The 22,953-nt window shown below is 38.9% G+C and carries 23 protein-coding genes; 8 read left to right on the top strand and 15 right to left on the bottom strand.

The window, feature by feature from the left end; genetic code table 11:
* Positions 1 to 37 precede the first annotated feature (37 nt).
* The 3 genes from MHH54_RS02855 to MHH54_RS02845 all read right to left on the bottom strand — a co-directional run bounded on the left by MHH54_RS02855 (position 38) and on the right by MHH54_RS02845 (position 3,034).
* Positions 38 to 1,069, bottom strand: a complete 1,032-nt coding sequence (locus MHH54_RS02855; protein ID WP_342500649.1) for an acyltransferase family protein — start codon at positions 1,067 to 1,069, stop codon at positions 38 to 40.
* 131 nt (positions 1,070 to 1,200) lie between these two features.
* Positions 1,201 to 2,397 (bottom strand): MFS transporter, encoded by a 1,197-nt coding sequence (locus tag MHH54_RS02850; RefSeq protein WP_106030195.1) that lies wholly within the window; start codon positions 2,395 to 2,397, stop codon positions 1,201 to 1,203.
* Positions 2,398 to 2,428: 31 nt separating this feature from the next.
* Entirely contained in the window at positions 2,429 to 3,034 is a 606-nt protein-coding gene (locus tag MHH54_RS02845; protein WP_106030194.1) for a TetR/AcrR family transcriptional regulator, read from the bottom strand.
* 204 nt (positions 3,035 to 3,238) lie between these two features.
* On the opposite strand from MHH54_RS02845, the gene MHH54_RS02840 reads away from it, so the two are divergent.
* Entirely contained in the window at positions 3,239 to 3,691 is a 453-nt protein-coding gene (locus MHH54_RS02840; protein WP_050945644.1) for a MarR family transcriptional regulator, read from the top strand.
* A 56-nt stretch (positions 3,692 to 3,747) separates the two neighbouring features.
* A complete protein-coding gene (locus MHH54_RS02835; protein WP_106030193.1) occupies positions 3,748 to 4,647 on the top strand; it encodes an alpha/beta hydrolase in 900 nt (299 codons plus the stop codon).
* A 32-nt stretch (positions 4,648 to 4,679) separates the two neighbouring features.
* On the opposite strand, the gene MHH54_RS02830 is transcribed toward MHH54_RS02835, so the two are convergent.
* The 7 genes from MHH54_RS02830 to MHH54_RS02800 all read right to left on the bottom strand — a co-directional run bounded on the left by MHH54_RS02830 (position 4,680) and on the right by MHH54_RS02800 (position 11,586).
* Positions 4,680 to 5,828, bottom strand: coding sequence for a type II asparaginase (locus tag MHH54_RS02830; RefSeq protein ID WP_342500648.1), 1,149 nt, complete (start codon positions 5,826 to 5,828; stop codon positions 4,680 to 4,682).
* 388 nt (positions 5,829 to 6,216) lie between these two features.
* Positions 6,217 to 7,227: an alpha/beta hydrolase gene (locus MHH54_RS02825; protein ID WP_342500647.1), complete on the bottom strand. Its 1,011-nt coding sequence runs from the start codon at positions 7,225 to 7,227 to the stop codon at positions 6,217 to 6,219.
* A complete protein-coding gene (locus tag MHH54_RS02820) occupies positions 7,224 to 7,976 on the bottom strand; it encodes a MerR family transcriptional regulator (RefSeq protein WP_342500646.1) in 753 nt (250 codons plus the stop codon). The genes MHH54_RS02825 and MHH54_RS02820 overlap by 4 nt, the downstream gene beginning before the upstream one ends.
* Before the next feature lie 105 nt (positions 7,977 to 8,081).
* Positions 8,082 to 8,843, bottom strand: coding sequence for an SDR family NAD(P)-dependent oxidoreductase (locus MHH54_RS02815; protein WP_342500645.1), 762 nt, complete (start codon positions 8,841 to 8,843; stop codon positions 8,082 to 8,084).
* Between the two features lie 105 nt (positions 8,844 to 8,948).
* Positions 8,949 to 9,314, bottom strand: a complete 366-nt coding sequence (locus MHH54_RS02810) for an MmcQ/YjbR family DNA-binding protein (RefSeq protein WP_003213869.1) — start codon at positions 9,312 to 9,314, stop codon at positions 8,949 to 8,951.
* Between the two features lie 140 nt (positions 9,315 to 9,454).
* A complete protein-coding gene (locus MHH54_RS02805; RefSeq protein WP_342500644.1) occupies positions 9,455 to 10,348 on the bottom strand; it encodes an alpha/beta hydrolase in 894 nt (297 codons plus the stop codon).
* Between the two features lie 356 nt (positions 10,349 to 10,704).
* Positions 10,705 to 11,586 carry a LysR family transcriptional regulator gene (locus MHH54_RS02800; RefSeq protein WP_034620212.1) on the bottom strand — a complete coding sequence of 294 codons (882 nt, stop codon included), beginning with the start codon at positions 11,584 to 11,586 and terminating at the stop codon, positions 10,705 to 10,707.
* A 372-nt stretch (positions 11,587 to 11,958) separates the two neighbouring features.
* Between MHH54_RS02800 and MHH54_RS02795 the strand changes: the two genes are divergently transcribed.
* From MHH54_RS02795 to MHH54_RS02785, 3 genes are all read left to right on the top strand, one after another.
* The gene (locus MHH54_RS02795) at positions 11,959 to 13,014 is read left to right on the top strand and encodes an ornithine cyclodeaminase family protein (protein WP_342500643.1); all 1,056 of its coding nucleotides are present in this window, start codon (positions 11,959 to 11,961) and stop codon (positions 13,012 to 13,014) included.
* A gap of 62 nt (positions 13,015 to 13,076) precedes the next feature.
* A complete protein-coding gene (locus MHH54_RS02790) occupies positions 13,077 to 14,210 on the top strand; it encodes an aminotransferase (RefSeq protein WP_003214003.1) in 1,134 nt (377 codons plus the stop codon).
* Between the two features lie 295 nt (positions 14,211 to 14,505).
* Positions 14,506 to 15,837, top strand: coding sequence for an aspartate aminotransferase family protein (locus tag MHH54_RS02785; RefSeq protein ID WP_342500642.1), 1,332 nt, complete (start codon positions 14,506 to 14,508; stop codon positions 15,835 to 15,837).
* Between the two features lie 190 nt (positions 15,838 to 16,027).
* Here MHH54_RS02785 and MHH54_RS02780 read toward each other — a convergent pair whose 3' ends face one another.
* Positions 16,028 to 17,467, bottom strand: coding sequence for a DHA2 family efflux MFS transporter permease subunit (locus MHH54_RS02780; protein WP_003214214.1), 1,440 nt, complete (start codon positions 17,465 to 17,467; stop codon positions 16,028 to 16,030).
* Between the two features lie 72 nt (positions 17,468 to 17,539).
* Positions 17,540 to 18,118: a TetR/AcrR family transcriptional regulator gene (locus MHH54_RS02775; RefSeq protein WP_106033106.1), complete on the bottom strand. Its 579-nt coding sequence runs from the start codon at positions 18,116 to 18,118 to the stop codon at positions 17,540 to 17,542.
* A 305-nt stretch (positions 18,119 to 18,423) separates the two neighbouring features.
* Here MHH54_RS02775 and MHH54_RS02770 point away from each other — a divergent pair, with 305 nt between their 5' ends.
* A complete protein-coding gene (locus MHH54_RS02770; protein WP_003214284.1) occupies positions 18,424 to 19,155 on the top strand; it encodes a glycoside hydrolase family 16 protein in 732 nt (243 codons plus the stop codon).
* Positions 19,156 to 19,197: 42 nt separating this feature from the next.
* Here the strand turns inward: MHH54_RS02770 and MHH54_RS02765 are convergent, their stop codons facing one another.
* Entirely contained in the window at positions 19,198 to 19,599 is a 402-nt protein-coding gene (locus tag MHH54_RS02765; protein WP_342500641.1) for a MerR family transcriptional regulator, read from the bottom strand.
* A gap of 217 nt (positions 19,600 to 19,816) precedes the next feature.
* On the opposite strand from MHH54_RS02765, the gene MHH54_RS02760 reads away from it, so the two are divergent.
* Positions 19,817 to 20,866 (top strand): NAD(P)-dependent alcohol dehydrogenase, encoded by a 1,050-nt coding sequence (locus MHH54_RS02760; RefSeq protein ID WP_342500640.1) that lies wholly within the window; start codon positions 19,817 to 19,819, stop codon positions 20,864 to 20,866.
* A 248-nt stretch (positions 20,867 to 21,114) separates the two neighbouring features.
* A complete protein-coding gene (locus MHH54_RS02755) occupies positions 21,115 to 21,576 on the top strand; it encodes a CarD family transcriptional regulator (protein ID WP_106030184.1) in 462 nt (153 codons plus the stop codon).
* A gap of 281 nt (positions 21,577 to 21,857) precedes the next feature.
* Here the strand turns inward: MHH54_RS02755 and MHH54_RS02750 are convergent, their stop codons facing one another.
* Together MHH54_RS02750 and MHH54_RS02745 are read right to left on the bottom strand one after the other, a co-directional pair.
* Positions 21,858 to 22,061 carry a cold-shock protein gene (locus MHH54_RS02750; protein ID WP_003214229.1) on the bottom strand — a complete coding sequence of 68 codons (204 nt, stop codon included), beginning with the start codon at positions 22,059 to 22,061 and terminating at the stop codon, positions 21,858 to 21,860.
* A 359-nt stretch (positions 22,062 to 22,420) separates the two neighbouring features.
* Complete coding sequence (locus tag MHH54_RS02745; RefSeq protein WP_106030183.1) at positions 22,421 to 22,798, bottom strand: hypothetical protein; 378 nt, start codon at positions 22,796 to 22,798, stop codon at positions 22,421 to 22,423.
* Between the last annotated feature and the right edge of the window lie 155 nt (positions 22,799 to 22,953).

The following is a 22,953-nucleotide window of genomic DNA, read 5'->3' as shown; positions in this document are numbered from 1 at the left end:
AAAAAAGGGCATCTTCTTAAGATCCCCTTTAAATCGTTTATGAGGCGACTGTTTTTCGTCTCGCTCTGTTGATTTTACCGACAAACATATAGCCATATTTATAATGATTTGCTAACCGAGACAATAGGATAGGTCCAGCAATTGCAAGTGCTGATATTATGAATGTCCCCACAAAGAATGGATAATCTTTTAATTGTCCCCATAGTAACACAGAGATACCTAGAAAATACCCGTGAAGCAAATAGATGGTGAATGAATATTGACTAATGACAGCTACGAAAGGTGGAACGCTTTTTACTTTAGAAAACAAGAGAAAGCATAAGAAGACAATACTGATTGTATAAAGAACAACATCTGGCCTCTTAGAAGAAGGCTCGAAAAAGCCTACATATGTATTGCTTAGAAGGGTCACTGCTGAAATCAGAACAAGTCCATACACGGCATACTTAAAATGATGAAGTCTTGTGATAAACTGCTGATAATTCACTCCACAATAATAGGCTAAACAAAAATAGAATAACCAACCTGGAAATGGAATCCATTCTAAGCCGAACATTGGATTAGGTAATTGAGGTTGTGGGATTTTGACGAGGTTCATGACACTTAAATAACCAACTGTGATGATAAAGGAGACCGGCAATACCCATTTGGCTGAGGTACGCTTAGCCATTTTGTGAAAAAACATATGCAAAAAGTAAAATTGAAAAATAATCAGAACAAAATAACCAATATAATTTCCCAATAAGACATTTGCTGAAGCTCTTTTAAAGAAGTCAGCTGCCCCTCCATTTAACGATGCCGAATGCAAAAAACCATCGACAATCCCAATAAATACAAATGGAAAAAAGATGGCTTTCACTCTCTTCCACATAAATCCTTTAGGTGTACCATTTGGATAAGAATGCGCCAATAAAAACTCAGAAATGAAAATAAAACTCGGTGTACTGAACATGAGTAGTGCTACAAGAATAGATGATGATTGTGGGCTAGATAAAATGGCTATTGCATGAATGAGCACAACACTCAAACACGAGATACACCGAATATAAAAAATCTCTTTAATTTGCATTGAAAATCCTCCTCTAGCATTTTGGTAAAATATGTATCATGTTAACATGAATAACACCTCATCAACAGGGACCTTGTGATTATTTCAATACTCTATCCACAGGAACAAAAAAAGAGCCCTAGTTAGAGCCCTTAATCAGATACAACCGTCGCCTTCCCCTTCCAAATAAGGGTTAAGCCTAATCCGAGAAATAAGACAACACCTGCGAATAGAAATGGGAAATGTATATTTTGATCGAATAAAATACCGCCAAGGGCTGGGCCGAAAATCGTACCTAGGCTTGTGTAGGTAGAGTTCATCCCTGCGACAAATCCTTGCTGATTGCCAGCGATTTTTGATAAGAAGGTCGTTAATGCTGGACGCAATAAATCAAACGCTAAGAAAATCACACATGTGACAATGAGGACTACCATAAAGCCTGAGACGACAGTTGAAACAAAAGCGAGCACCGCTCCAACAATCAAGCAGAGCTGAATGACTCTTTTTTCCCCAAGGGTATTAACGAGCTTCCCAAACACCAGCACTTGGATGATAACCGCCACAATCGAGCTGACCGTAATAATCACCGCAATATCTTTTGGACCAAATCCAAACTTATGATTTGTAAACAAGCTGAAGACCGTTTCATACGCAGACAGTCCAAACGCGAGGACAAACACAATGATAAAAGCGATGAGATAGCTTGGATGGATCGATTTTTTCAAATCCTTAAAGAAGGTCGATTCCTTCACTTGATCCATCTGCTTCGCTCGCTCTTCTTTTGTTAATGGCTCCTTCAGCAAAAGCATAGACGAAATGACGGCAATAAAGGCAATCCCTGCTGCAAAGAAGAATGGCAGGCGTACGCCGTATTCTGCGATAAAGCCACCAATTCCCGGACCAATAATAAAGCCGGTACTAATGGCCGCTGACACATATCCCATTGCCTTTGATCTTTCTTGAATGGTCGTGATGTCAGCGACATAAGCAGTGACAGCTGGCATGATAAATGCCGCACTAATACCGCCTAGCAGCCTTGCAAAATACAGCACATACACGTGTGTCCCAAGACCGAAGACGAGTTCTGATAACGCAAATAGAAATAGTCCTGACACAATCATAATCTTTCTTCCATAGCGGTCTACCCATCTCCCTGCAATAGGTGATGCAATGAGCTGAGCCACAGCAAACGCCGCCACAAGGTATCCCATCGTACTCCCTGTTAGATGCATCACATTCATGAATAGCGGCATGACAGGAATAATAAGACCAATGCCTAAAAACGCAATAAATATGTTACTTAATAAAATAACGAGTACAGCTTTTTGCTCACGAATCGGTTTTTGCATGATGTTTGTTTCCCCTTTATTGATTCAATTGTTACTCATGATGGTTGATTCCGTGAATAATCAATGAGATCGCTTGTTTTTGTAATTCTTTTTTCTCTTCGATTGGATCATTTTTATACAACACGTCTAATCCGTAAAAAACGGATAATAATATTTTCACCGTTGACTCGACATGCTGGATCGACCAGCTGCCATCTTTGTTACCTTCAAGTATGATGTCTCTCATCACATCATCAAAGTCGGCGTCAATCTTGTTCAGCCGTTCCATGACCTCGTCTGATGTAAAGGCACTTGCACAAAATTCCTCACTTGCTCTCATTAATGGGTAGTTAATGCCCATTTGACTGAGCAGCTCTGCAAATCCTGCGAGCTGATCAATGGCCTGTTGCATCGTTTGTTTTTCCTGATGCCACGTCTCCATCATCAAGAGGTGATCCTCTTCCATGATATGAAGGAACAAAAACTCTTTTCCTTTAAAATGGTGATAAAGATTGCCTTTACTCACTTCAGCCGCCTCTAGAATATCTCGCACAGATGTTTCTGAGTACCCCTTTTTTGCAAATAAATCACGTGAAGCGGTGACGATTTTTCGCTTCGTCTTCTCGCTCTTTTCAGCCCCGCTTTGTGTACTTGTCATCTTTTACAATCCCTTCTATCTTGCTTTTCTTCATCAGGACAATTCAAAACCGACCAGTTGGTTTATTTTTTATTATAAATGGATCTTTTTCAAAATACAATGAAAAAGTCGTCGAAACAATCACTCATGCCATCTCCTTATTTAAATTACCTTAATATTTAACTTCACTTAACTATAAACAATGCCTATAATGGAATAGAGGTGATGTCATTGGATGCAGAAATCATTCATTACAGTAAAAAAATCATTGAATACTCGAATGCACTAGGCTCCATCTACGTAGAAGAGTATCAACGATTTTTAAAACATGAATATGCAGATTTATCAGCCAAACAAGAGCTGACACTTGAATTATTACGGACAAAAACAAGAACAATCAACGAACTAGCTGATTACTTTTCCATTTCGGCAAGTGCCGCCAGCCAGCTTGTATCAAAGCTTGAACAACTTGGCTATGTCAAACGAGAAATTAATCCACATAACCGGCGGGAAATCATTGTTGATTTTGCTGAAAAGGGTCATGACTTTCACAAGAATACAGAAGAAATTCAATTGCACCTCATTCAAAAATACTATGCAAAGCTTCCAAAAGAAGATTTAAAAACATTATTGTCTCTATACGAAAAAATCTATCAGATTGCGAAAGAAACGCCTTAATCCGGTGTTTCTTTCTCTGACATTTAAGTTAGATAAACTATTAAGGGGATGAAAGTATGGATAGTATTCATTTACAAGATGGACGTCATATTGGTTTGTGTGAATACGGGGATCTTGAAGGGTTTCCAGTATTCTTTTTTCATGGAACTCCTGGATCAAGAGTGATGTTTTTAGATGATGACCCCATTTCTAAAGAGCTCGGTGTTCGTCTCATCTGTTTAGACAGACCAGGATTTGGTTTATCTACCCCTCAACCTGAACGTACGATTTTAGATTGGGCAAAAGATGTGCTAGAGGTAGCAGATCATCTCGGCATTCACTATTTTTCAGTGATGGGTGTATCTGGAGGCGGCGCATTCGCTGCTGGCTGTGCCTATCAATTGCCGAACCGAGTCCTTTCAGCCGCTCTGATTTCAAGTACAACGCCATTTCAGGACGGAAAACCGCCTAAAAGTATGCTCAAAGAAAACAAATTGGCTTTTTTCCTCAGTAAGAAGTTCCCTTGGCTATTGAAAGCAAGCTACCGTTCTCAGAAAAAAATGATTGAGAACAAACCAGAAAAATTTAAGAAGCTGGCCAAAAATGGGAACAAGCATTTACATCCGTGGGACCGTCAATTCCTTCAAACCGATGAGCAGTTAGAGATGATGATGACACATTTACACGAAGCCACTCGTCAATCGGTGGATGAATGTATTCATGAACCAGATTTGCTCTCGCGTCCGTGGGCATTCGATATGAAGGATATTCAAATCCCTGTTGATGTATGGCATGGAAAAGAAGATGCGATGGCTCCGTTTGTCGAAATAGAAAAATTAGCTCCTAGCATTCCAAACGTCAAAACCTATTATATCGATGAAGCGGGACATTTTCTTACAGATGTAGACGATATTTGGCGAGATATTTTACTCTCTTTAAAAACACGTGCAGAAGAGCATCATCAGGAGCACGCATAAAAAAGACCCGAAGCTTCGGGTCCCTTTCTTCATTAATACTTTTCATAATATGCCTGCACTTTACTTGGATCTTTTGTCTTCGTTAGAGCGAGCATAAGCAGAATGCGTGCTTTTTGTGGATTCAATGAATCCGATGAGACAAAGTGATGTTCATCATCCATTTTTTCATGGGTCACAATTCCACTTCCTGCACGGCTTGATCTCACGAGGACCACGTCTTTCTTCACAGCATCTGTTGCCCCTTTGATGGCTTCTGTTGACATCGTTCCATTTCCGGCTGCGGCAACGACAATGCCTTTCGCTCCTGCTTTTACTGCTGCATCATACATGTATTTTTGATCATTTTGATAGCCGTATAAAATATCGACTTGTGGTAATTCTTTTATTTTTGATACATCAAATTCACTTTCAGACGTATGTTTTCTTGTTGGTTCGTTATAAAAGGAAACCACTTCACCAGCAATTTCTCCAATGTAGCCTTGCTCAAGAGACTTGAAGGAATCGGTTGTCGTCGTGTTTGTCTTTGTAATAAATCGAGCGGATGCAATTCGGTCATTTAATGTGACCATGACCCCTTTGCCCTTTGCTTCTTTTGTAGAGGCAATTTTGACAGCATGATACAAGTTTAGCGGACCATCCGCACTGATAGCAGATGCTGGACGCATTGAGCCAACGACTACAACTGGTTTATCACTTTTGACAACCAAATGTAAAAAGTAAGCGGTCTCTTCAAGTGTATCTGTTCCATGTGTGATGACAATCCCATCGACTTGATCATCGTTTAAGAGTTTATTGACTCGTTTAGCTAATTTTAAAAGAAGAGCATCATCCACATTTTCACTACCTACGTTCGCCACCTGCTCACCTGTTACGTTTGCAATATCCTTGAGCTGAGGAACTGAAGCAATGACTTTATCGATGCCAAGTGAACCAGATTTATACCCTGTCGTATCTGTATCACTGTCTGAACTGCCAGCAATCGTCCCGCCTGTCGCTAATACCTTAATATTAGACAAGGACTTATTCCCTGTTTCTACGGCTGTCGTTTTGTCCTTTGATTCCTTAGATGCGGTTTCGTTTTCGCTTTGATTTTTCTCTTGGGTACTTGTATTGGCACAAGCTGCTGTCGACATTAATAAAACTGAAAGAAGGACAGCACCTAACCATTTTGTTACGTTCATTCGATCATCTCTTTTCTTAAATGTGATGGATTCAAAGCTAGATCTCTTTCTATAGGGTTTACTTTATAACATTCCTTCATTCATCAACATGAGGCGAAAGATATAGAACCAATTAAAGGTAAAAAGGGCATTATCACCATCATTTATTTACATCTAAATACCTAACTTTACTTTTTAAAAAGGAGTATTGAGGTTGTTCAATTAAGAATAGTAAACGATGCTAGATCATCAATTTATGATAAAATATAGTAAATTTTACAAAGCCAAAGGCTTTCCATCCTCTTTATCTAACTGGAAGCTCAGCATCTATACCTATCGTCATCATGAGCAGTCTCATCTACTGGATCTTTGATTCTTTGCTTTATCAAAGAACGCATGAAAAAAACACCTAATGTGAAGGTGTTTTTAGCTGCTCGAGTATATGTTCACAGTGATCTAAATACGCTTGGCTAAGCAGGAAATCTTTCGGTGTAGCGATCGCTGCTAATGTGATCAGGGCATTGGAATGGTGAATGAGCGGATTCAGCATTGAATGCTCTACGTCTCTTATTGTTTTAATATGCAACCATTGAGGTGCTACTTCTTTCTCGTAGATCCTTTTTGTTTCAGCGGAATCTACGTTTCGGTCATTTTGTGCCAAAACCAAATAGATCGGTGATTGGATGCGCTTGATATCTGAAGTGGCATCGGCTTTCATGTTCTTTTGAATGAATTCATAACGATCTTTTGTCATCTCTTGATCGTCCGTTTTCTTTTGATATGTGCGAAAAGCCGCGCCTTCTTCTAATAATTTGTTTTGCTCATCTTCTTTTTTGAGTGTTTTTTGAATTTGTTCTTGAGATGCATCCGCTTCTTTTAATGTTTGAAGTGTATTGTACCTTCCCTGTCTCATCCAATTGACAGCAGGCCCGACAAGGATGGAGGCTGTGATATCGGTTTGATCTGTCATTACTTTTGGGATCACCCAGCCCGCTTGGCTTGCTCCCCATAAGATGATTTGTTTTGATTGAAGATTATGCTCTTTTTTCGCCCATTTGATCACATTCTCTACTTCCTTTGCACGATCATCCATGGATTGATGCAGCCAGTTTCCTTCTGATTGACTCACCCCGGGCTTATCCCATGATATAGACGCATAGCCTTGCTTTGCAAAGCGTTCCATTATAGGTCTGTATCCTCCGTCATATGTGGCATTTTGTGGACCATCTCCGTGTACAAAAAGGACAATTCCTTTTACCGACTCCTTCTTAGGTGTTGTGACGATACCTGATAATGTCCCATCCGCAGTCTCCATGACGACTTCCTTTTCATTCATAGCAAAGCTGTTTTCATAAAATACAAATGCTGTGATAAAAATGAATGCCGCTGCAGCGATGATCAGCCAAATCCTTTTTTTCAAGTTCTATTCCCCGCTCTCTGTTCAACTGTATACACCATGGAATCTTGGTACGTGACAGAGACTGGTACATTCTCATATAAGATCATATATGAAGGCTGATCAAACGGAGCTTCGTGTAGAAAAGCCTCAATTTCTTCAATGACTTTCTCTTCATCTTCGGCTAAAAAACTTTTAACCGCGTAAGAACCTGCATCCAGTCTCACATCGTAATCCTGTTCATTTGATACATAATAAGAAATGGTTGAGTCATCTTGCAGATTGATCACATAATATCTCTCCTCAAAAAGAGACAGATCCAGATCCTTTTGTTGAACGATTTGTTTAAAATCGAGCTCTGTTTCAGTCTTTAGAAGATGATCTGGGATCTGTTTTAAATAACGAATTGGCCGATCTTGAGTGGTTGTTTGATGAAGCTGAAGGTTGTTTTGAATCGACAGCATATGCCCCAGACGCTGTTTCACTTCACTCAATTCCTGTAATTGCTTCTCGACCTGATCCAGCATACCTTGATAGGACAGAGTCATAACGGGTTCTTTCGAAAAGCTCTTGCTGATATCTTTTAAAGAAAACCCCGCCTTTTTTAAGAAGAGGATTTGATAAAGGGTGTAAATTTCTTTTTCATCAAATAATTGGTACCCATTTTGAGCGACCTTCGCAGGGCGGACGAGATCCTGTTCTATATAATGACGAAGCGTATACTTTGTGATGTTTAATAGCTTACATACTTCTCCACTTGTTACATACGTCACTAGATTCCCTCCTTGTGTACATAGTCTAAACCATGTGGTTACCACACAGTCAATCATGCCATAAAAAAATCACCGAGGACATCTTCCCTCAGTGATGTGTCATTTCTATTTCATACTTGGACCAGCATGTGAAAAAATCGGATCTTTCAATTCAAAATCATATGTCTTGCCGTCAACAATACCGACTGTTTTTTCATGATCATACAGCTCGAGCAGACAAGCTGCCATTTCTTTTGATGTATGATATTTCTTGATATTGCCTTCATATTCGAATTGATCTACATCTAATGAACGCTTTGCAAATTCCGATTCTGTTGCAGAAGGTGCTAATATTTTTGCCTGTAACTTAGCTCCCTTTTCTCTCAACTCTAGTGCCAGTCCTTCTGTAAAGGCACTCACGTAAAACTTTGTGGCCGAATAGGTGACGGCATTGCCGACGACTGTATAGCCCGCTCTTGAAGAAATGTTGATCAGCTGAGCCCCTTCTACTTGCTCATAATCACGAACAAATAAAGTGGATAAAATCGTTAAGGCTTCGATATTCAGATGAAGCATATCTCCAATTTTACTTACATCCTGTTCTCCTATCGAGCCGAAATGGCCGAATCCTGCATTATTAATGAAGGTGTCGAGCTCATATTCAGCCAATGATTCATAAAATGAATACACTTGCTCCATGTCGGTTAAATCGACAGACTGTATATTTACTTCGATATCGGGATATTGATCAAGAATCTCCTTCTTCAGTTCTTGGAGTTTCTCGAGCCGGCGTGCAGCTAAAATAAGATTTTTGCCTCGTGCTGCAAAGGCCAGTGCCGCCTCATATCCAATACCTGAACTTGCTCCTGTAATGACTGTATAGCTCATTTTATATCCCCCTATGAACGTCTTCTAACTAGTTAAATTATAACGACAGCACTTCGCTCTAGTCAATTTTGAAGAGAATCACAGGGGTGATTAGCTTGTCTATCTTCATTCATCATGTTGGAGGATGTCATGTTGAGATTTTTTTGTTAATTTGTGAAAAACCAATTGGTAGGAATGTTCGATTAACTCCTCTACAAATGAAGCCGGAATGTCTGCATCAAGGTAGATGGAATTCCAATGAGTCTTATTCATATAATAGCCCGGAATAATCCCCTCATGCATCTCTCTTAGTTCTTCAGCACGTTGAGGGTCACATTTTAAAGTGATCACAGGCTTTCGATTCGCATCCCCGCCCATCATAGCAAACATCTTTCCACCAATATGATATCGATCTGCCTGCCATTCTGGCTGATAATCATGGGTGACTCCTTTTAAAGAAAGGCAAAATGCCTGTAGATTCTCTTTTTCCATTAGATTCGCTCCTTTTTAAGTCGTCTTCTATCTTTCTATTATATCGACAATGAAGGCACATATCTGATCTTTTTCATTCACTTCACAACAATAAAGCACAGACCCGCTAGGTTCTGTGCTTTTCTATCAATGCTTCTTTCTTATTCAAACGCCTTCTTCAATTGATCACTCATGAGATGCCAAGCTTCTTCAGCTATTTCTAAATCTCCGGCATGCGTGAAGGCGTGGGGAACTCCTTTAAACTGTCTGTACGTGACGTCTATCCCTGTTTCATTTAACTTCTCCGCATATTGTTCGGCTTCTTGAGCTAGCGAATCTCTTTCAGCTGTGATAACGAGAGCTGGTGGCATTTGTGCCAAGGATGAACGATCGGCAAAGATTGGAGAAACGAGCGGATTGCGCGGATCTTGGCCTTGCAGATAGAAGGCATTAAAGAGCCTCGCCATTTCAACTGGGATCGCTTCTTCAAACGCTGGCTTTTGTGCTGGATCAGTGGCTAAATCAAGTGGCGGATAATCAAGCACTTGATAGACAATCGGGAGTTGGTTCCCTTTTTGAATATTTAAGAGACAAGCAGCCGTTGCCAAGTTTCCTCCTGCGCTATGTCCGCCAATGGCTACTCTATTAGGATCTATTTGAAGCTCATCAGGGTGTTCATACAGCCACTTCAGCACATCGTAGCATTCATGAAGAGCGGCTGGGAAAGGGTGCTCTGGAGCAAGCTGATACTCGACATTGACGACGATACATTGGGCACGGTCTGCAATGACCGGACACCAGTGGTTATCCATTTCAGCACTGCCTAGAATAAATCCTCCGCCATGTAAATTCACAAAAACAGGAAGCGGCTGCTTTGATGTGTTGACCGGCTTAAATACCCATACCTTTGTTTCGCCAGCACTTGTTGGAATGTCATATTCCATTTTGTTCACTTCAGGTGGATGGACTGGTTTTAGTTCCGATTGACTCGGTAATGAACCTTCAGATGGTTGACGTAATGACTCAGCGATTTTGATTTGTTCTTGTAAGTTCATGATCTCAGTCTCCTATCTTATTCATTTCTTCTTAACTCATTCGTTCCTTTTTCCTCTTTTCCTTCTACTGAATCAGCACCACCTTACTGAATTCATCAAAATAAAAAAGATAATCCCGCTTTTTTAGTTGGTTTCGAAGGAATTGACGAAGAAGACATTGAAGATGGTATACGTTTATTAGCTAAACTAATCAATAAAGCTAAGTAACACACTGAATATAACACACGATACTAAGAAAATAAAAAATTAGAAAACGAGTTTTCCATGTTTATTGTAAACGTGAAAAACTCGTTTTTATATTACTCTATATCACAGCAGAAAACCTATAAAAATAAATAATGTTTAAGAAAAAACGATCAATCTGTAACTGCAAACCAAGTGTCTTTGAGCAATTCAGAGAAAGATTGAACGGTTGGTCCTTCTGAACGACTTTTTAAAAATACTACAGATGTTTCAATTGGTTTTTCACAGTAATGCAAAGGGAGAAGAATACCCTCTGCTAATTCTTCTTTAATCATATTTTCTCCAAGCAAGGCGATTCCGGTTTTATTTAAAACTGCCCGTCTAATCGTTTCATCGCTTCCCCCGCATTCAATGATAGAAGATGGACGGGTGTTAATTTCAGAAAAACACTGCTCTGTAATTGAGCTAAAACCGCAATGTTCATGATATGCGAGAAACGGAAAGGATTCTATAACCTCTTCTTTAGAACGGTTTTTGGCAAGGTCGGCGGAGACAACCAACACCGCCTTTTCCCTTTCTAAAACAAACTTTTCTAATTCTGAGGAATCAACTTCCCCTGCAACAATCCCAATATCTGCTTCATTATTTAAAATTTTATCGACAGCTATAAGGCTGTTCGCTGGCATAAGGCGTAGCTTCACTTTTTTATGCAATTTTGTATAAGAACTAAGTAGTAAGGATAGGTGATTCGTACAATAATATTCTGAAGCTGTAACAGTTAGACTTCCGGAAGGACCATTTAACTCTTCCATGTCTCTTTCCATATATTCCATTAATTCAAATAATCTATCTGTATGTTGCTTTAATTTTTTTCCAGCAGGTGTCAAAAACGTTTTTTTCCCAATACGGGTGAATAGAGAATGATTTATTTCCCTTTCTAATACTTGAATTTGTAAAGTAATAGTGGGTTGAGTATATTTTAAGATCTTTGCAGCTTTGGTCATATTCAATTCATTGGCTACTACTTGAAAAGTTTTTAGATTTCTGAGTTCCATTTAACCTTCATCTCACTATCTATATTTTTTATAGCCTACAAAAACTACTAACCAAAAGTATAAAAAAATCATCTGATATAAGGTGAACCATATAACCCCATAGACAAGATGCACTGAAAAGAATAGCATTCAAAACATTATATCAAAAATGTTAACGATGTAGGAAAGCAGTTTATCGAATGTATATAAAACAAAAATGGATTAGCTTCTATAAAATACCAATAAAAATCAAATCTTCTCCTTACTCTTAAAGTTATAATATATCGCTAAAGTTTTCTAATACATACTATTAAATTAATTAATTTTTAGCTTTTTTCATCCTGTGATAGATTGGATAAAGAGCAGAACGAGGTAAGGGAAAGGAAGGTTATTATGTATCCATTTAAAGTATTAAATCATGAAGATATCAAAGTTATTCTTGATATGCAAAATGTAATTGATATCGTAGAAAAAGCTTACGTGTTAAAAGAAAATAAAGAAGCTTCTTTATTCCCAATGGTATTTCACGAGTTCGAACCTGGTAAAGCGGACATGGATATTAAATCAGGAGAATTGTCAGGAGTAGGCATTTTCGGTTTAAAGCTTGTTTCCTGGTTCGGGGATAACCCTTCTAAAGATCTTCCTGCTGTTGTTGGTACTGTCTTAGTTCTTGACAGCCATACAGGTCTTCCGATCGGCATCTTGAGCGGTGAGTATATGACCATGATGCGCACCGGAGCAGCTGGTGGAATTGGAGCTAAATATTTAGCAAGAAAAGATTCAGAAGAATTGCTGATGGTAGGATCAGGTCATGTTGCGGCTTATCAAATCTTAGCTGTTTTAATGACAATGAATCATATCAAAAGAGTTCGAGTGTATAATGCCCATTCATTTGACAAGGCTGGTCAGTTTTGTGCAGACATCAAAGGCAAGTTAAAAGAGCTGTTAGCTCAAACTAAAGAGCAAAACCCGGAAGTTTATGAAGAAATGCTTCAAAAGATAGAGATTGAGTATACGCCAGTTAATGATATTGAAACAGCTACGAGAAATGCAGATATTATTATTACGGCTACTTCAGCACGCCAACCAATTATTCAAAAAGAATGGGTAATGCCGGGTACTCACTTTTCATGTGTGGGTGCAGACATGGCAGGAAAACAGGAAATTGATGAAAATATTTTAACTGATTCTCGCATATTCGTTGATGACCTTGAACAGTCTGTTACGGTAGGAGAATTTGAAACTGCATTCAAAAAAGGCATCATTACAAAAAATAGCATCGTTTCGGAAATTGGAGGGGTGATTACAAATCAAGCACCAGGACGCATTTCTCCAGAAGACATCACTGTTTTTGACAGTACAGGCATTTCTCTTCAAGATCTATTGACAGCGAACTATGTTCTAGAACAAGCAGAAGAAAAACAAATTGGGATGTCGACAAAGCTGTAATGAATCGATAACTTTTTAAATAAGCAGATTTAGAAAGTATTCTTTACAAAGGAGTTAATAGGATGAATATTAAAACATTTGCTGTAGAACATTGGATGAATTTATACGAGCAAGAGGCCGTTTATAATATCGCGGAAACATGTGTTGAATCTTTCACTGTAAATGAGTTGATTGGAATGGATGGCACAAATCCAGCTGACTTTTTCAATGAAGTCGGAAAGAAAAAATTAACATACGGACATATTGAAGGATCTCCAGAGTTTAAAAGCTTAGTATCTGGCCTGTATGAGACAGTTGAAGCTGATAATGTGCTTGTCATGAATGGAGCAATCGGTGCAAACTTCTTAGTGCTCTATTCTCTTATTGAGCCAGGAGATCATGTAATTGCTGTACACCCAACATACCAGCAATTATATGATGTGCCGGCTTCATTTGGCGCGGATGTAGATCTGCTGCCATTGAGACCAGAAAATAACTTCCTGCCGGATCTAAACGAATTAAAGTCTCTGATTAACGAAAAAACAAAATTGATTATTATCAACAATCCGAATAATCCTTCAGGTGCTATTATTGAGAGAGAAATGCTTGAAGAGATTGTAGACATTGCACGCTCATGTGATGCTTACTTGCTGAGCGATGAAGTATACAGAAACCTATTACAGGAAGATAACCTTGTAGTGCCATCTGTTGCTGATTTATATGAAAAAGGAATCAGTACATCAAGTATGTCAAAAGTATTTTCATTAGCCGGCTTGCGCCTTGGCTGGATTGCAGGTCCAAGTGATGTGATCGCTGAATGCATAAAACACCGTGATTACACAACCATCAGTTGTGGTGTGCTTGACGATATGTTAGCCGTTCATGCTCTTAAAAATTATGACAAAGTCCTGGGGAGAAGCCGCAAAATTATCAAAGATAACCTGGCTATTTTAGATGAGTGGGTTCAAAACGAACCTTCAATCTCCTACGTAAAGCCACGCGCAGGCACAACATCTATGCTGAAATACGATTACCCTGTTTCATCAGAAGAATTTTGCGTTGACCTATTTAAAACGAATGGCACATTCTTAACGCCCGGTTCTTGCTTTGATATGGAAGGATATGTTCGTATCGGTTACGCATGTTCAACAGATGTATTAAAAGCAGGTCTTGAAAAATTCTCTGAATATCTGCGTACCCTTAAAGTAAACAGCTGATGATCAACCATTAAGATAGATATTTGGAAAATCTAATCGTACAAAAAACCGAACTGCCAAATGGTTAGTTCGTTTTTTTGTAAAGTTAATCAGGATATTTAACCCCCTAAAGACATTGCAATATCTTGTCGGATTATCTTACATCATTCATTTCAATAGTTACCATAAAGAAGTTCAAATTTTGAGTTCATTATTTTCGTGTTATTCTACATCTGCAACAGATGAAAGAGGAAAGGTAGAGGTGGAATGTAACAAGCTTAAACAATACTCAAGAAGATGGGAGAGGTAAGATTTTATGAGTAACAGCTGGAGTTCCTTAGTTGAGAACATGGGTGATTATTTAGCACCTAGCATGGCAAAAGATCATCCAAACTTACCTGTAGTAAAAGCAGAAGGTTGTTATTACTACGGGCTAGATGGGAAAACCTATTTAGACTTTACTTCCGGGATTGCAGTAGCTAATACAGGACATCGCCATCCTAAAATTGTACAAAGTATCAAGGATGCAGCAGATCAATTAATGCATGGCCCTTCGGGAGTCATTATGTATGAATCCATTTTAAAACTGGCCAAATCTCTAGGTGAAATTCTGCCAGGAGATTTAAATTGTTTTTTCTTTGCCAATAGCGGCGCTGAAGCAATTGAAGGAGCTTTAAAATTGGCTAAATATGCTACAAAGAGACCTTATGCTATTTCTTTTACGGGGTGCTTTCATGGTCGTTCTTTAGGTGCTTTAAGCGTATCGACATCAAAAAGTAAATATAGAAAATATGTAAATCCTTCTCACCTGACTTATCATCTGCCTTACGCTAATATGCAGGCGTGCCCCGAAGGTAAAGACCCAGAAACTTTCTGCATCAACGAATTAGAAAAACATTTTGAAGAATTATTTAAACACCAAGTGACACCTGAAGAAGTAGCCTGCGTCATATTAGAACCTGTATTGGGAGAAGGCGGCTACATCATCCCTCCTAAAGGGTGGCTGAAAAAGATCCGCGACATATGCGATCAGCATGGTATACTGCTTATTTTTGATGAAGTACAAACTGGCTTTGGACGCACAGGAGAGTGGTTTGCTACTCAGACATTTGAAGTCACTCCAGACATTATGGCGATTGCTAAAGGAATAGCTTCTGGTCTACCTTTAAGTGCCACAGTAGCTTCAAAAGAACTGATGAGCAAATGGCCTGCTGGAAGTCATGGAACAACGTTCGGTGGAAATCCAATTGCCTGTTCGGTAGCGTTAACCACTCTCGAAATCATGAAAGAAGAAAGGTTACTAGATAATGCAAAAGTGGTTGGTCAATATGCTACTGAAAAACTAAAAAAAATGAAAAAAAATCACCCGATCATTGGAGAGATACGCTCAGTAGGCTTAATGATTGGAATTGAAATGTTAAACCCAAAAACAAAAAAACCGGACGGGAACGCTGTCATGAAGATTTTAGATTATGCCCTTGAGCAGGGAGTTCTCTTTTACTTATGCGGTAACGAAGGAGAAGTGATTAGAATGATCCCTCCTCTGACAGTCACAAAAGAACAGATTGACGATGGACTTTCAAAATTAGAAAAGGCACTACACCAATTTGAGAAAGAATTTAAAATAGAAGTCGTTTCGAATATTTAAGAATATATCATCTTGTGTTTTGCTCCAAGAGGATAGGCACCGTGTTCTTTTGTTTTGTTTTAAAATGCAGATTCATAGATCTTTAAAAAACTAATAAAGTAGATCAACTTGAGCTGGTATCCCATTTAATTTGATCTACTTTATTGAAAAAAGCACTGCGGCGCTAAGTCCTCAGTGCTTTTCATTTATTTTATGAAACTTGCTGCTCTACCTTCACTCGTTTAATGAAGAAAGCGATGATCAAACCAATGACGGTCATGATCACAGCAAAGATAAATGCATGCTGGACGCCATTTGTAAAGGCGAGCAGCTTGTTCATCGGATTTGCAGGATCAGCCACATTTTCCATAAAGCTGCGGGTTCCTGATGAAAGGATCGAAATACCAACCGCAGTACCAATGGCTCCTGACACCTGCTGCAATGTATTCATAATCGCTGTACCATGCGGATATAGCTCTGGCGGCAGCTGATTTAATCCATTTGTTTGTGCAGGCATCATGATCATCGCGATGCCGACCATTAATGTAATATGAAGGGTCACAATGTATCCAATCGATGTATTCACACTTAGATTGGTAAAACCTAACATCGTCACTGCGACGATCGCAAGCCCTGGAATCACAAGCCATTTCGGTCCAAACTTATCAAATAAACCACCCATGATTGGAGATAGCAGACCGTTGATAATTCCACCTGGCAATAGCATTAAACCTGCTGTAAAGGTCGTTAGTGCCAAGGATGTTTGCAGATACAATGGCAAAATCATCATAGCAGACAGCATGACCATCATACAAATTAAGATCAGCAGTAACCCAATGACAAACATCGGATATTTAAACGGGCTTAAGTTCAGCATCGGTTCCTTCATATTCAACTGTCTGAGAGAGAATACAAGAATCCCAATGACACCTACTACAATTGCAACGATCACATGCATACTGCTCCAGCCGCCGCCTTCACCGGCACTACTAAAGCCATACACAATTCCTCCGAAACCAATGGTTGAAAGCACAATCGATAAGATGTCGATTTTTGGTCTTGTTGGTTCTGTAATATTTTGCATGAAGATAAAACCAAAGACGAGTGCAGCTATTAATAGCGGGAGTGAAATCCAGAAAATCCAATGCCACGTCAGCGATTTCAAAATAAGACCAGAGACTGTTGGACCAACAGCTGGTGCAAACATGATCACAAGACCTATAATCCCCATAGATCTGCCTCGTTTATGAGGCGGGATGATCACCAAAATCGTATTGAACATCAATGGAAGAAGCAATGCTGTTCCGACTGCCTGTACGACACGTGCCACCATTAAAATACTAAAGACTGGTGCAACTGCTGCGATAAAAGTTCCAATGATCGAAAAGACGAGCGACGTCATGAAAAGCTGTCTTGTTGTAAACCACTGAAGAATGAGTCCTGAAATTGGTACGAGAATACCAAGTGTTAATAAATATCCTGTTGTTAGCCACTGAGCTGTCGTCGCTTCAATTCCAAAGTCTAACGTTAAGCTTCTCAGCGCCATATTTAGTGCCGTTTCACTGAACAGGCCAATAAAACCGGCTGTAATAAATGAGATAATAATGGGCAGCGTTCGAATATGAGAAGCTGCTGCTTGCTGTTTGTTCATAGTAGGTTGGCTCCTTTTCTTTTTCAATTTAAATCAATCATAGGAAGTGAGGACGGTTAGAAATGAGCCACTTCAATGTCTATTGAAAACAGATAAAATCTGTTTTTCTGCAGCGAATTGAGCGATTTTTTCAATTGAATAACCAGATTCATGAATATAAAACATTAGTTCAGGCGTCATCGGAGAGGACATACACAGTGTCGTCAGCTCAATATCCTGTATATTCGCTTCCCCTTTTTCATCTGCTTCTTCTAGCAAATCACGAATCATTTGTCTAAGCGATTGACTGTAATGACAGTCATACACTTTGCTTGTCTGCTCTAAATTCCCAGATATCGTAAGCATCCGAATCCAGTCTAAATGATGACCGACAATGAGATGAATTTCTTCGAGCACATAACGCAAACGTTCACGAACTGGCTGGTCACTGATTTTGCTCAAGTAAAGATGCACAGCAGGGATCAGCTGTTCAAATTTTTCTCCAAGGATAGAAAGGCACAAATCACTTTTATTGGCATAACGGCGATAAAGAGTACCCTGCCCAACACCAGCTGTTTTGGCAATTTTATGCATGCTGACATTTTCCACGCCAAATTCCTGAAACAAAGTAAAAGCGACCTCTTCAATTTCCTTCCCAATATCCTTTTCCATGATGCTACACCTTCTTTACCTTCATCCATATTGCACTTCTCTCTATGTGTTCAATCAAAACTTTTTGGTTTTCATTAGGACAATTGTACCGGTATTATCTTACGGACAACTGTCCGCTTTGTCAATCATTCTTTAGTAAATAGCCTGAAAAAGATCATTTTCTTTCGTAACTTCCTATGAAATAAGAGAAAAATCTAGTAAAAAATCCTCTTTAATATCATATATTAGACCGATTCTCCATTTCGAGAGAATCATGTATGATCAATTAAGAAATCGCTTTCAAAATAAGAGAGGGGAATGCCTACATGTCTTACCGTGTGAAACGAATGTTGATGCTGCTTGTCACTGGAATAGTATTGAGTTTATCCACATTTACTGCGGGTGCCTCAGCTCAAACAGGCGGATCGTTTTATGAGCCTTTTAACAACTATAATACGGGGTTATGGCAAAAAGCCGATGGGTACTCGAATGGAAACATGTTTAACTGTACGTGGCGTGCAAATAATGTCTCCATGACGTCGTTAGGGGAAATGCGATTATCGCTCACAAGTCCTTCCTATAATAAGTTTGACTGCGGAGAAAACCGTTCCACTCAAACATATGGCTACGGGCTTTATGAAGTCAGTATGAAACCAGCCAAAAATGTTGGGATCGTGTCTTCGTTCTTTACTTATACAGGACCGACTGATGGTACGCCTTGGGATGAAATTGACATCGAATTTCTAGGAAAAGATACGACAAAGGTTCAGTTTAACTACTATACCAATGGTGTAGGAAATCATGAAAAGATCGTCAACCTTGGTTTTGATGCAGCAAACTCTTATCACACGTATGCATTTGACTGGCAGCCTAACTCGATTAAATGGTATGTGGACGGACAATTAAAACATACTGCCACTACTCAAATCCCTCAAACTCCAGGTAAGATTATGATGAACCTCTGGAATGGTGCAGGTGTCGATGAATGGCTCGGCTCCTATAACGGTGTTACACCACTCCACGCGCATTATAACTGGGTGCGTTACACAAAAAGATAACCACATCACAAAACCTGTGACAAGTCACAGGTTTTTCTTCATTTAAATAGAGCTAGTTTTTAGTTGATGAACTAGCTTTTGTTCATAACTGTGGATAACATCTTCATAACTTTCTATCTTGTAATCTAACCGCTTAATCGTCTCTTCGATTTCCTTTTGCTTTTCTACAAGTCTTTCTCTCTCATTGACCAAAATACTTTTCCGCGAGGACAGGGTATGATCCTCGCCCTCGATAAATAAAGCCGTATATTCTCGAAGTGCATCAATTGAGAGACCCGCATTTCTCATGCATTTTATAAATTCAATCCACTGAATATCCTCTTCTGCATAATCACGAACACCGTTTTCATCCCGCCGGATCGGTCGAATTAACCCAATATTCTCATAGTACCTGAGCGTAGCAGTAGATAAATTGAGCTGCTTGGCGGCTTGTGCTATTTTCATTGTTTCCACCCTTCGCTTCTTCTTTCACCTTATGAAAAATGAAATTCCTTCTTCTCATCATCTCCAATTTGATAGAGAACGCAAGATGCTTTTGGCTCAATTCTTTATTTAAAGATGTTGAAAAGCCTGAAGAGGGTTCTCTATTGACTTAGAGTTCACTTTAAGACGTACAGTATAGAAGTAGAACAGAATCTTACTTTTGAAAGGATGATTTAGAATGTGTCAGACGCACCAATCAAACGTTTTAAGTGTTTCACATGCAAAAGCGAATTTTGAACGGACAACCATTGAACGAAGAGCACTTCGTCCACATGATATTTTAATTGATATTCAATTTAGCGGAATCTGTCATTCAGATATCCACAGCGCCTTTGATGAATGGGGCGGCGGTATTTTCCCAATGGTTCCGGGTCATGAGATTACTGGAGTTGTTGCCGATGCCGGCGATGATGTGACGAAATTTCAGATTGGAGACCGTGTAGGCGTTGGCTGCTTTGTTGATTCCTGCGGCACCTGTGAATATTGCCAAAACGGAGACGAGCAATATTGCACGAAAGGAGTCGTCCAAACCTATAATAGCATTGATTATGACGGAGAACCAACTTATGGCGGCTATAGTCAGAAGATTGTCGTGACAGAGCGCTTTGTCGTCAGCATTCCAGATCAACTATCCCTTGATGCCGCAAGTCCTCTTCTCTGCGCTGGCATTACCACTTATTCTCCGTTAAAGCACTGGAAGGCAGGTCCTGGCAAAAAAGTCGCCATCGTCGGGATGGGCGGGCTCGGTCATGTGGCCATTCAATTCGCACGTGCACTTGGCGCTGAAGTCACAGTATTGAGCCGCTCTATGAATAAAAAAGAAGAAGCACTGTCATTTGGTGCAAAAGACTATTTTGCCACAAGTGATCCCGATACATTTAAAACATTAGCCGGTCAATATGACCTCATTCTCAATACAGTCTCTGCCAATATCAATGTAGACGCCTATTTATCCTTACTTCGCGTGGATGGAACCTTAGTGAATGTCGGTGCACCGCCTAATCCAGATCAATTCCATGTCTTTTCATTAATTTCCGGCCGCCGTAGCATTGCTGGTTCACTCGTTGGCGGCATCCAAGAAACACAAGAAATGCTTGATTTCGCAGCTGCTCACAAGATCGCACCACAAATTGAAGTGATTAACGCAAGTCAAGTTGATGAAGCGTATGAACGTGTGCTGAAAAGTGATGTGCGTTATCGGTTTGTCATTGATATTTCGACATTATGATCGGATTCTATCTGGAAAGACCAGCTCAATGGCTGGTCTTTTTTAATGGTGGATATCCTGTTTTTCTTGTAGTGAGATTTTAGAGGATATGTTCAAAAATCATCCAACATTTTCATGAAATCATCTCTTTTTTTTAGAACTAAATTTATTGACAAAAAATAAATAAACATGTTATTATTAAAAATTTGATTATTTTATCTCTAAGTGTGGTACCCTTAAAGTAGATACATGATATGGAGGCGGATGATATGTTTCAAATTGGTGATAACATTGTTTATCCAATGCACGGAGCAGGTATAATTGAAGCCATAGAAGAAAAAGAATTTTCTGATGAAAAACAACAGTATTATGTGATTAATATGTCAATCAGTCATATGAAAGTGATGATTCCAACACGGAAAATATCGGGTTCACGCATTAGACCTGTTACAGATATACTGGCATTAAACAATGTGATGGACATTTTCCAGCATGGCAAATCAGAGCAAATACTGACATGGAAAGAACGACATACAATTAATACAAACAAAATAAAAACGGGTAGCATCCAAGACGGTGCTGAAGTTGTACGTGACCTGATGCGTATGAAAAAAGAGAAAGCACTAAATGCAAGTGAAAAGAAAATGCTAGATGATGCCCATGAATTTTTGCTAAGTGAATTAGAGGTCATCAAAGGGATTACAGAAAAACAAATCAAAAGTTTCTGTTAAGAACTCTGCCGCTCTTTTGGGCATCCCTCACCATTTTTGAATTCAAGTTCTCTGACCCACCCTTCAATTAATGAAAGAAAAAAGAATTTATTTAGGCAAATTCCGCATATTGTAAATCCAATATGCTATACTGTTGATAAACCTTTGAAGCATGAATTTTTTTACGATTACCTTGTAACATCTCCCTACTTGTACGCTGAGTAGGGTTTTTTATTGAAGAAATAAATGAAAGCACAAAAAAACAGGCTCTCTACAGAGAACCTGTTTTAAAAAAATGAAGATTAAGCAGTTTTTTGAACGTTAGCAGCTTGAGCTCCACGAGAACCTTGCTCTACGTCAAATGTTACTTTTTGACCTTCGTCTAAAGATTTGAATCCGTCACCTTGGATAGCTGAGAAATGTACGAATACATCGTCGCCTTCTTCACGTTCGATAAATCCAAAACCTTTTTCTGCGTTAAACCATTTTACTGTACCTTGTTCCATGTTTGTTGCCTCCTAGTGCGTTATCACACAATGTATTATACTATCCTTGCCCAAAGTATCCTCAAGACGAAAAGTCTTTCTTCATGCTATCCTTTACGCCGAACAAAAATAATTAATCTTATTGTAACATGATTCGGAAATAATTGCAATTTAGGATTTAAAAGAGCAAAATCAACGATCATACTCAATTTTGTTCTTCTCTGACTTTAAACTATTTTTTTGCAAAAAGGGTGTTCAATCCGAAAGGAATAAACAAGTTTATAACGTCAATCCATTTTTCAGACATCTTTCAGCTTTATTTAAAAGTAAGGAATAACGAAACATTACTGTACTCTTAGAAAATTGATGTCATTTTTATTTTAGTTAAGGTTAGCATCTTTATTCCTATCAATTCTTAAAGTGACTATAAGACTAGCTACGCTGGCTAAAGTTCCTACAATAGAAACAACAATTGTTAAAAAATCTGGAATAAGAAATCCTATTGGAATGAGCCCCAGAAAAGATAGAACAATAAAACATTGGTATAAACTAGATATAGTTCTCACAATCAAGTGACTGAAAAAGGACATCACTAACGGAGGAGTGAATAAACATACCATTATTACAATTGATATTATTAAGATGTGAGGCTGATCAAATGAAATGACATGATCCCCAGGGGAATTTTTGGCAGCCACTAGCAAAACAACTATAGACATCATGAGAGTAAATAAAACTAGAGAAAACCTTTTTATCATGTTATAACTCCTTTGGTTGATCTTAAGCGACTTAATTTCTTTTTATCAAATCATCTCATTATAACCTTTATTTAACAATATGAAAGATGAAAGGAAACTAAAAGCTGAATAAAAGAGCTTATTCAGTTCTTTTATGGACAACAATCACATCATGA

The sequence above is a fragment of the Bacillus sp. FSL K6-4563 genome (assembly GCF_038630405.1).
GTDB classification, from domain to species: domain Bacteria; phylum Bacillota; class Bacilli; order Bacillales; family Bacillaceae; genus Bacillus; species Bacillus pumilus.
Note: the sequence above shows the minus strand (reverse complement) of the source record. Positions and strands in the feature narration are given on the sequence as shown.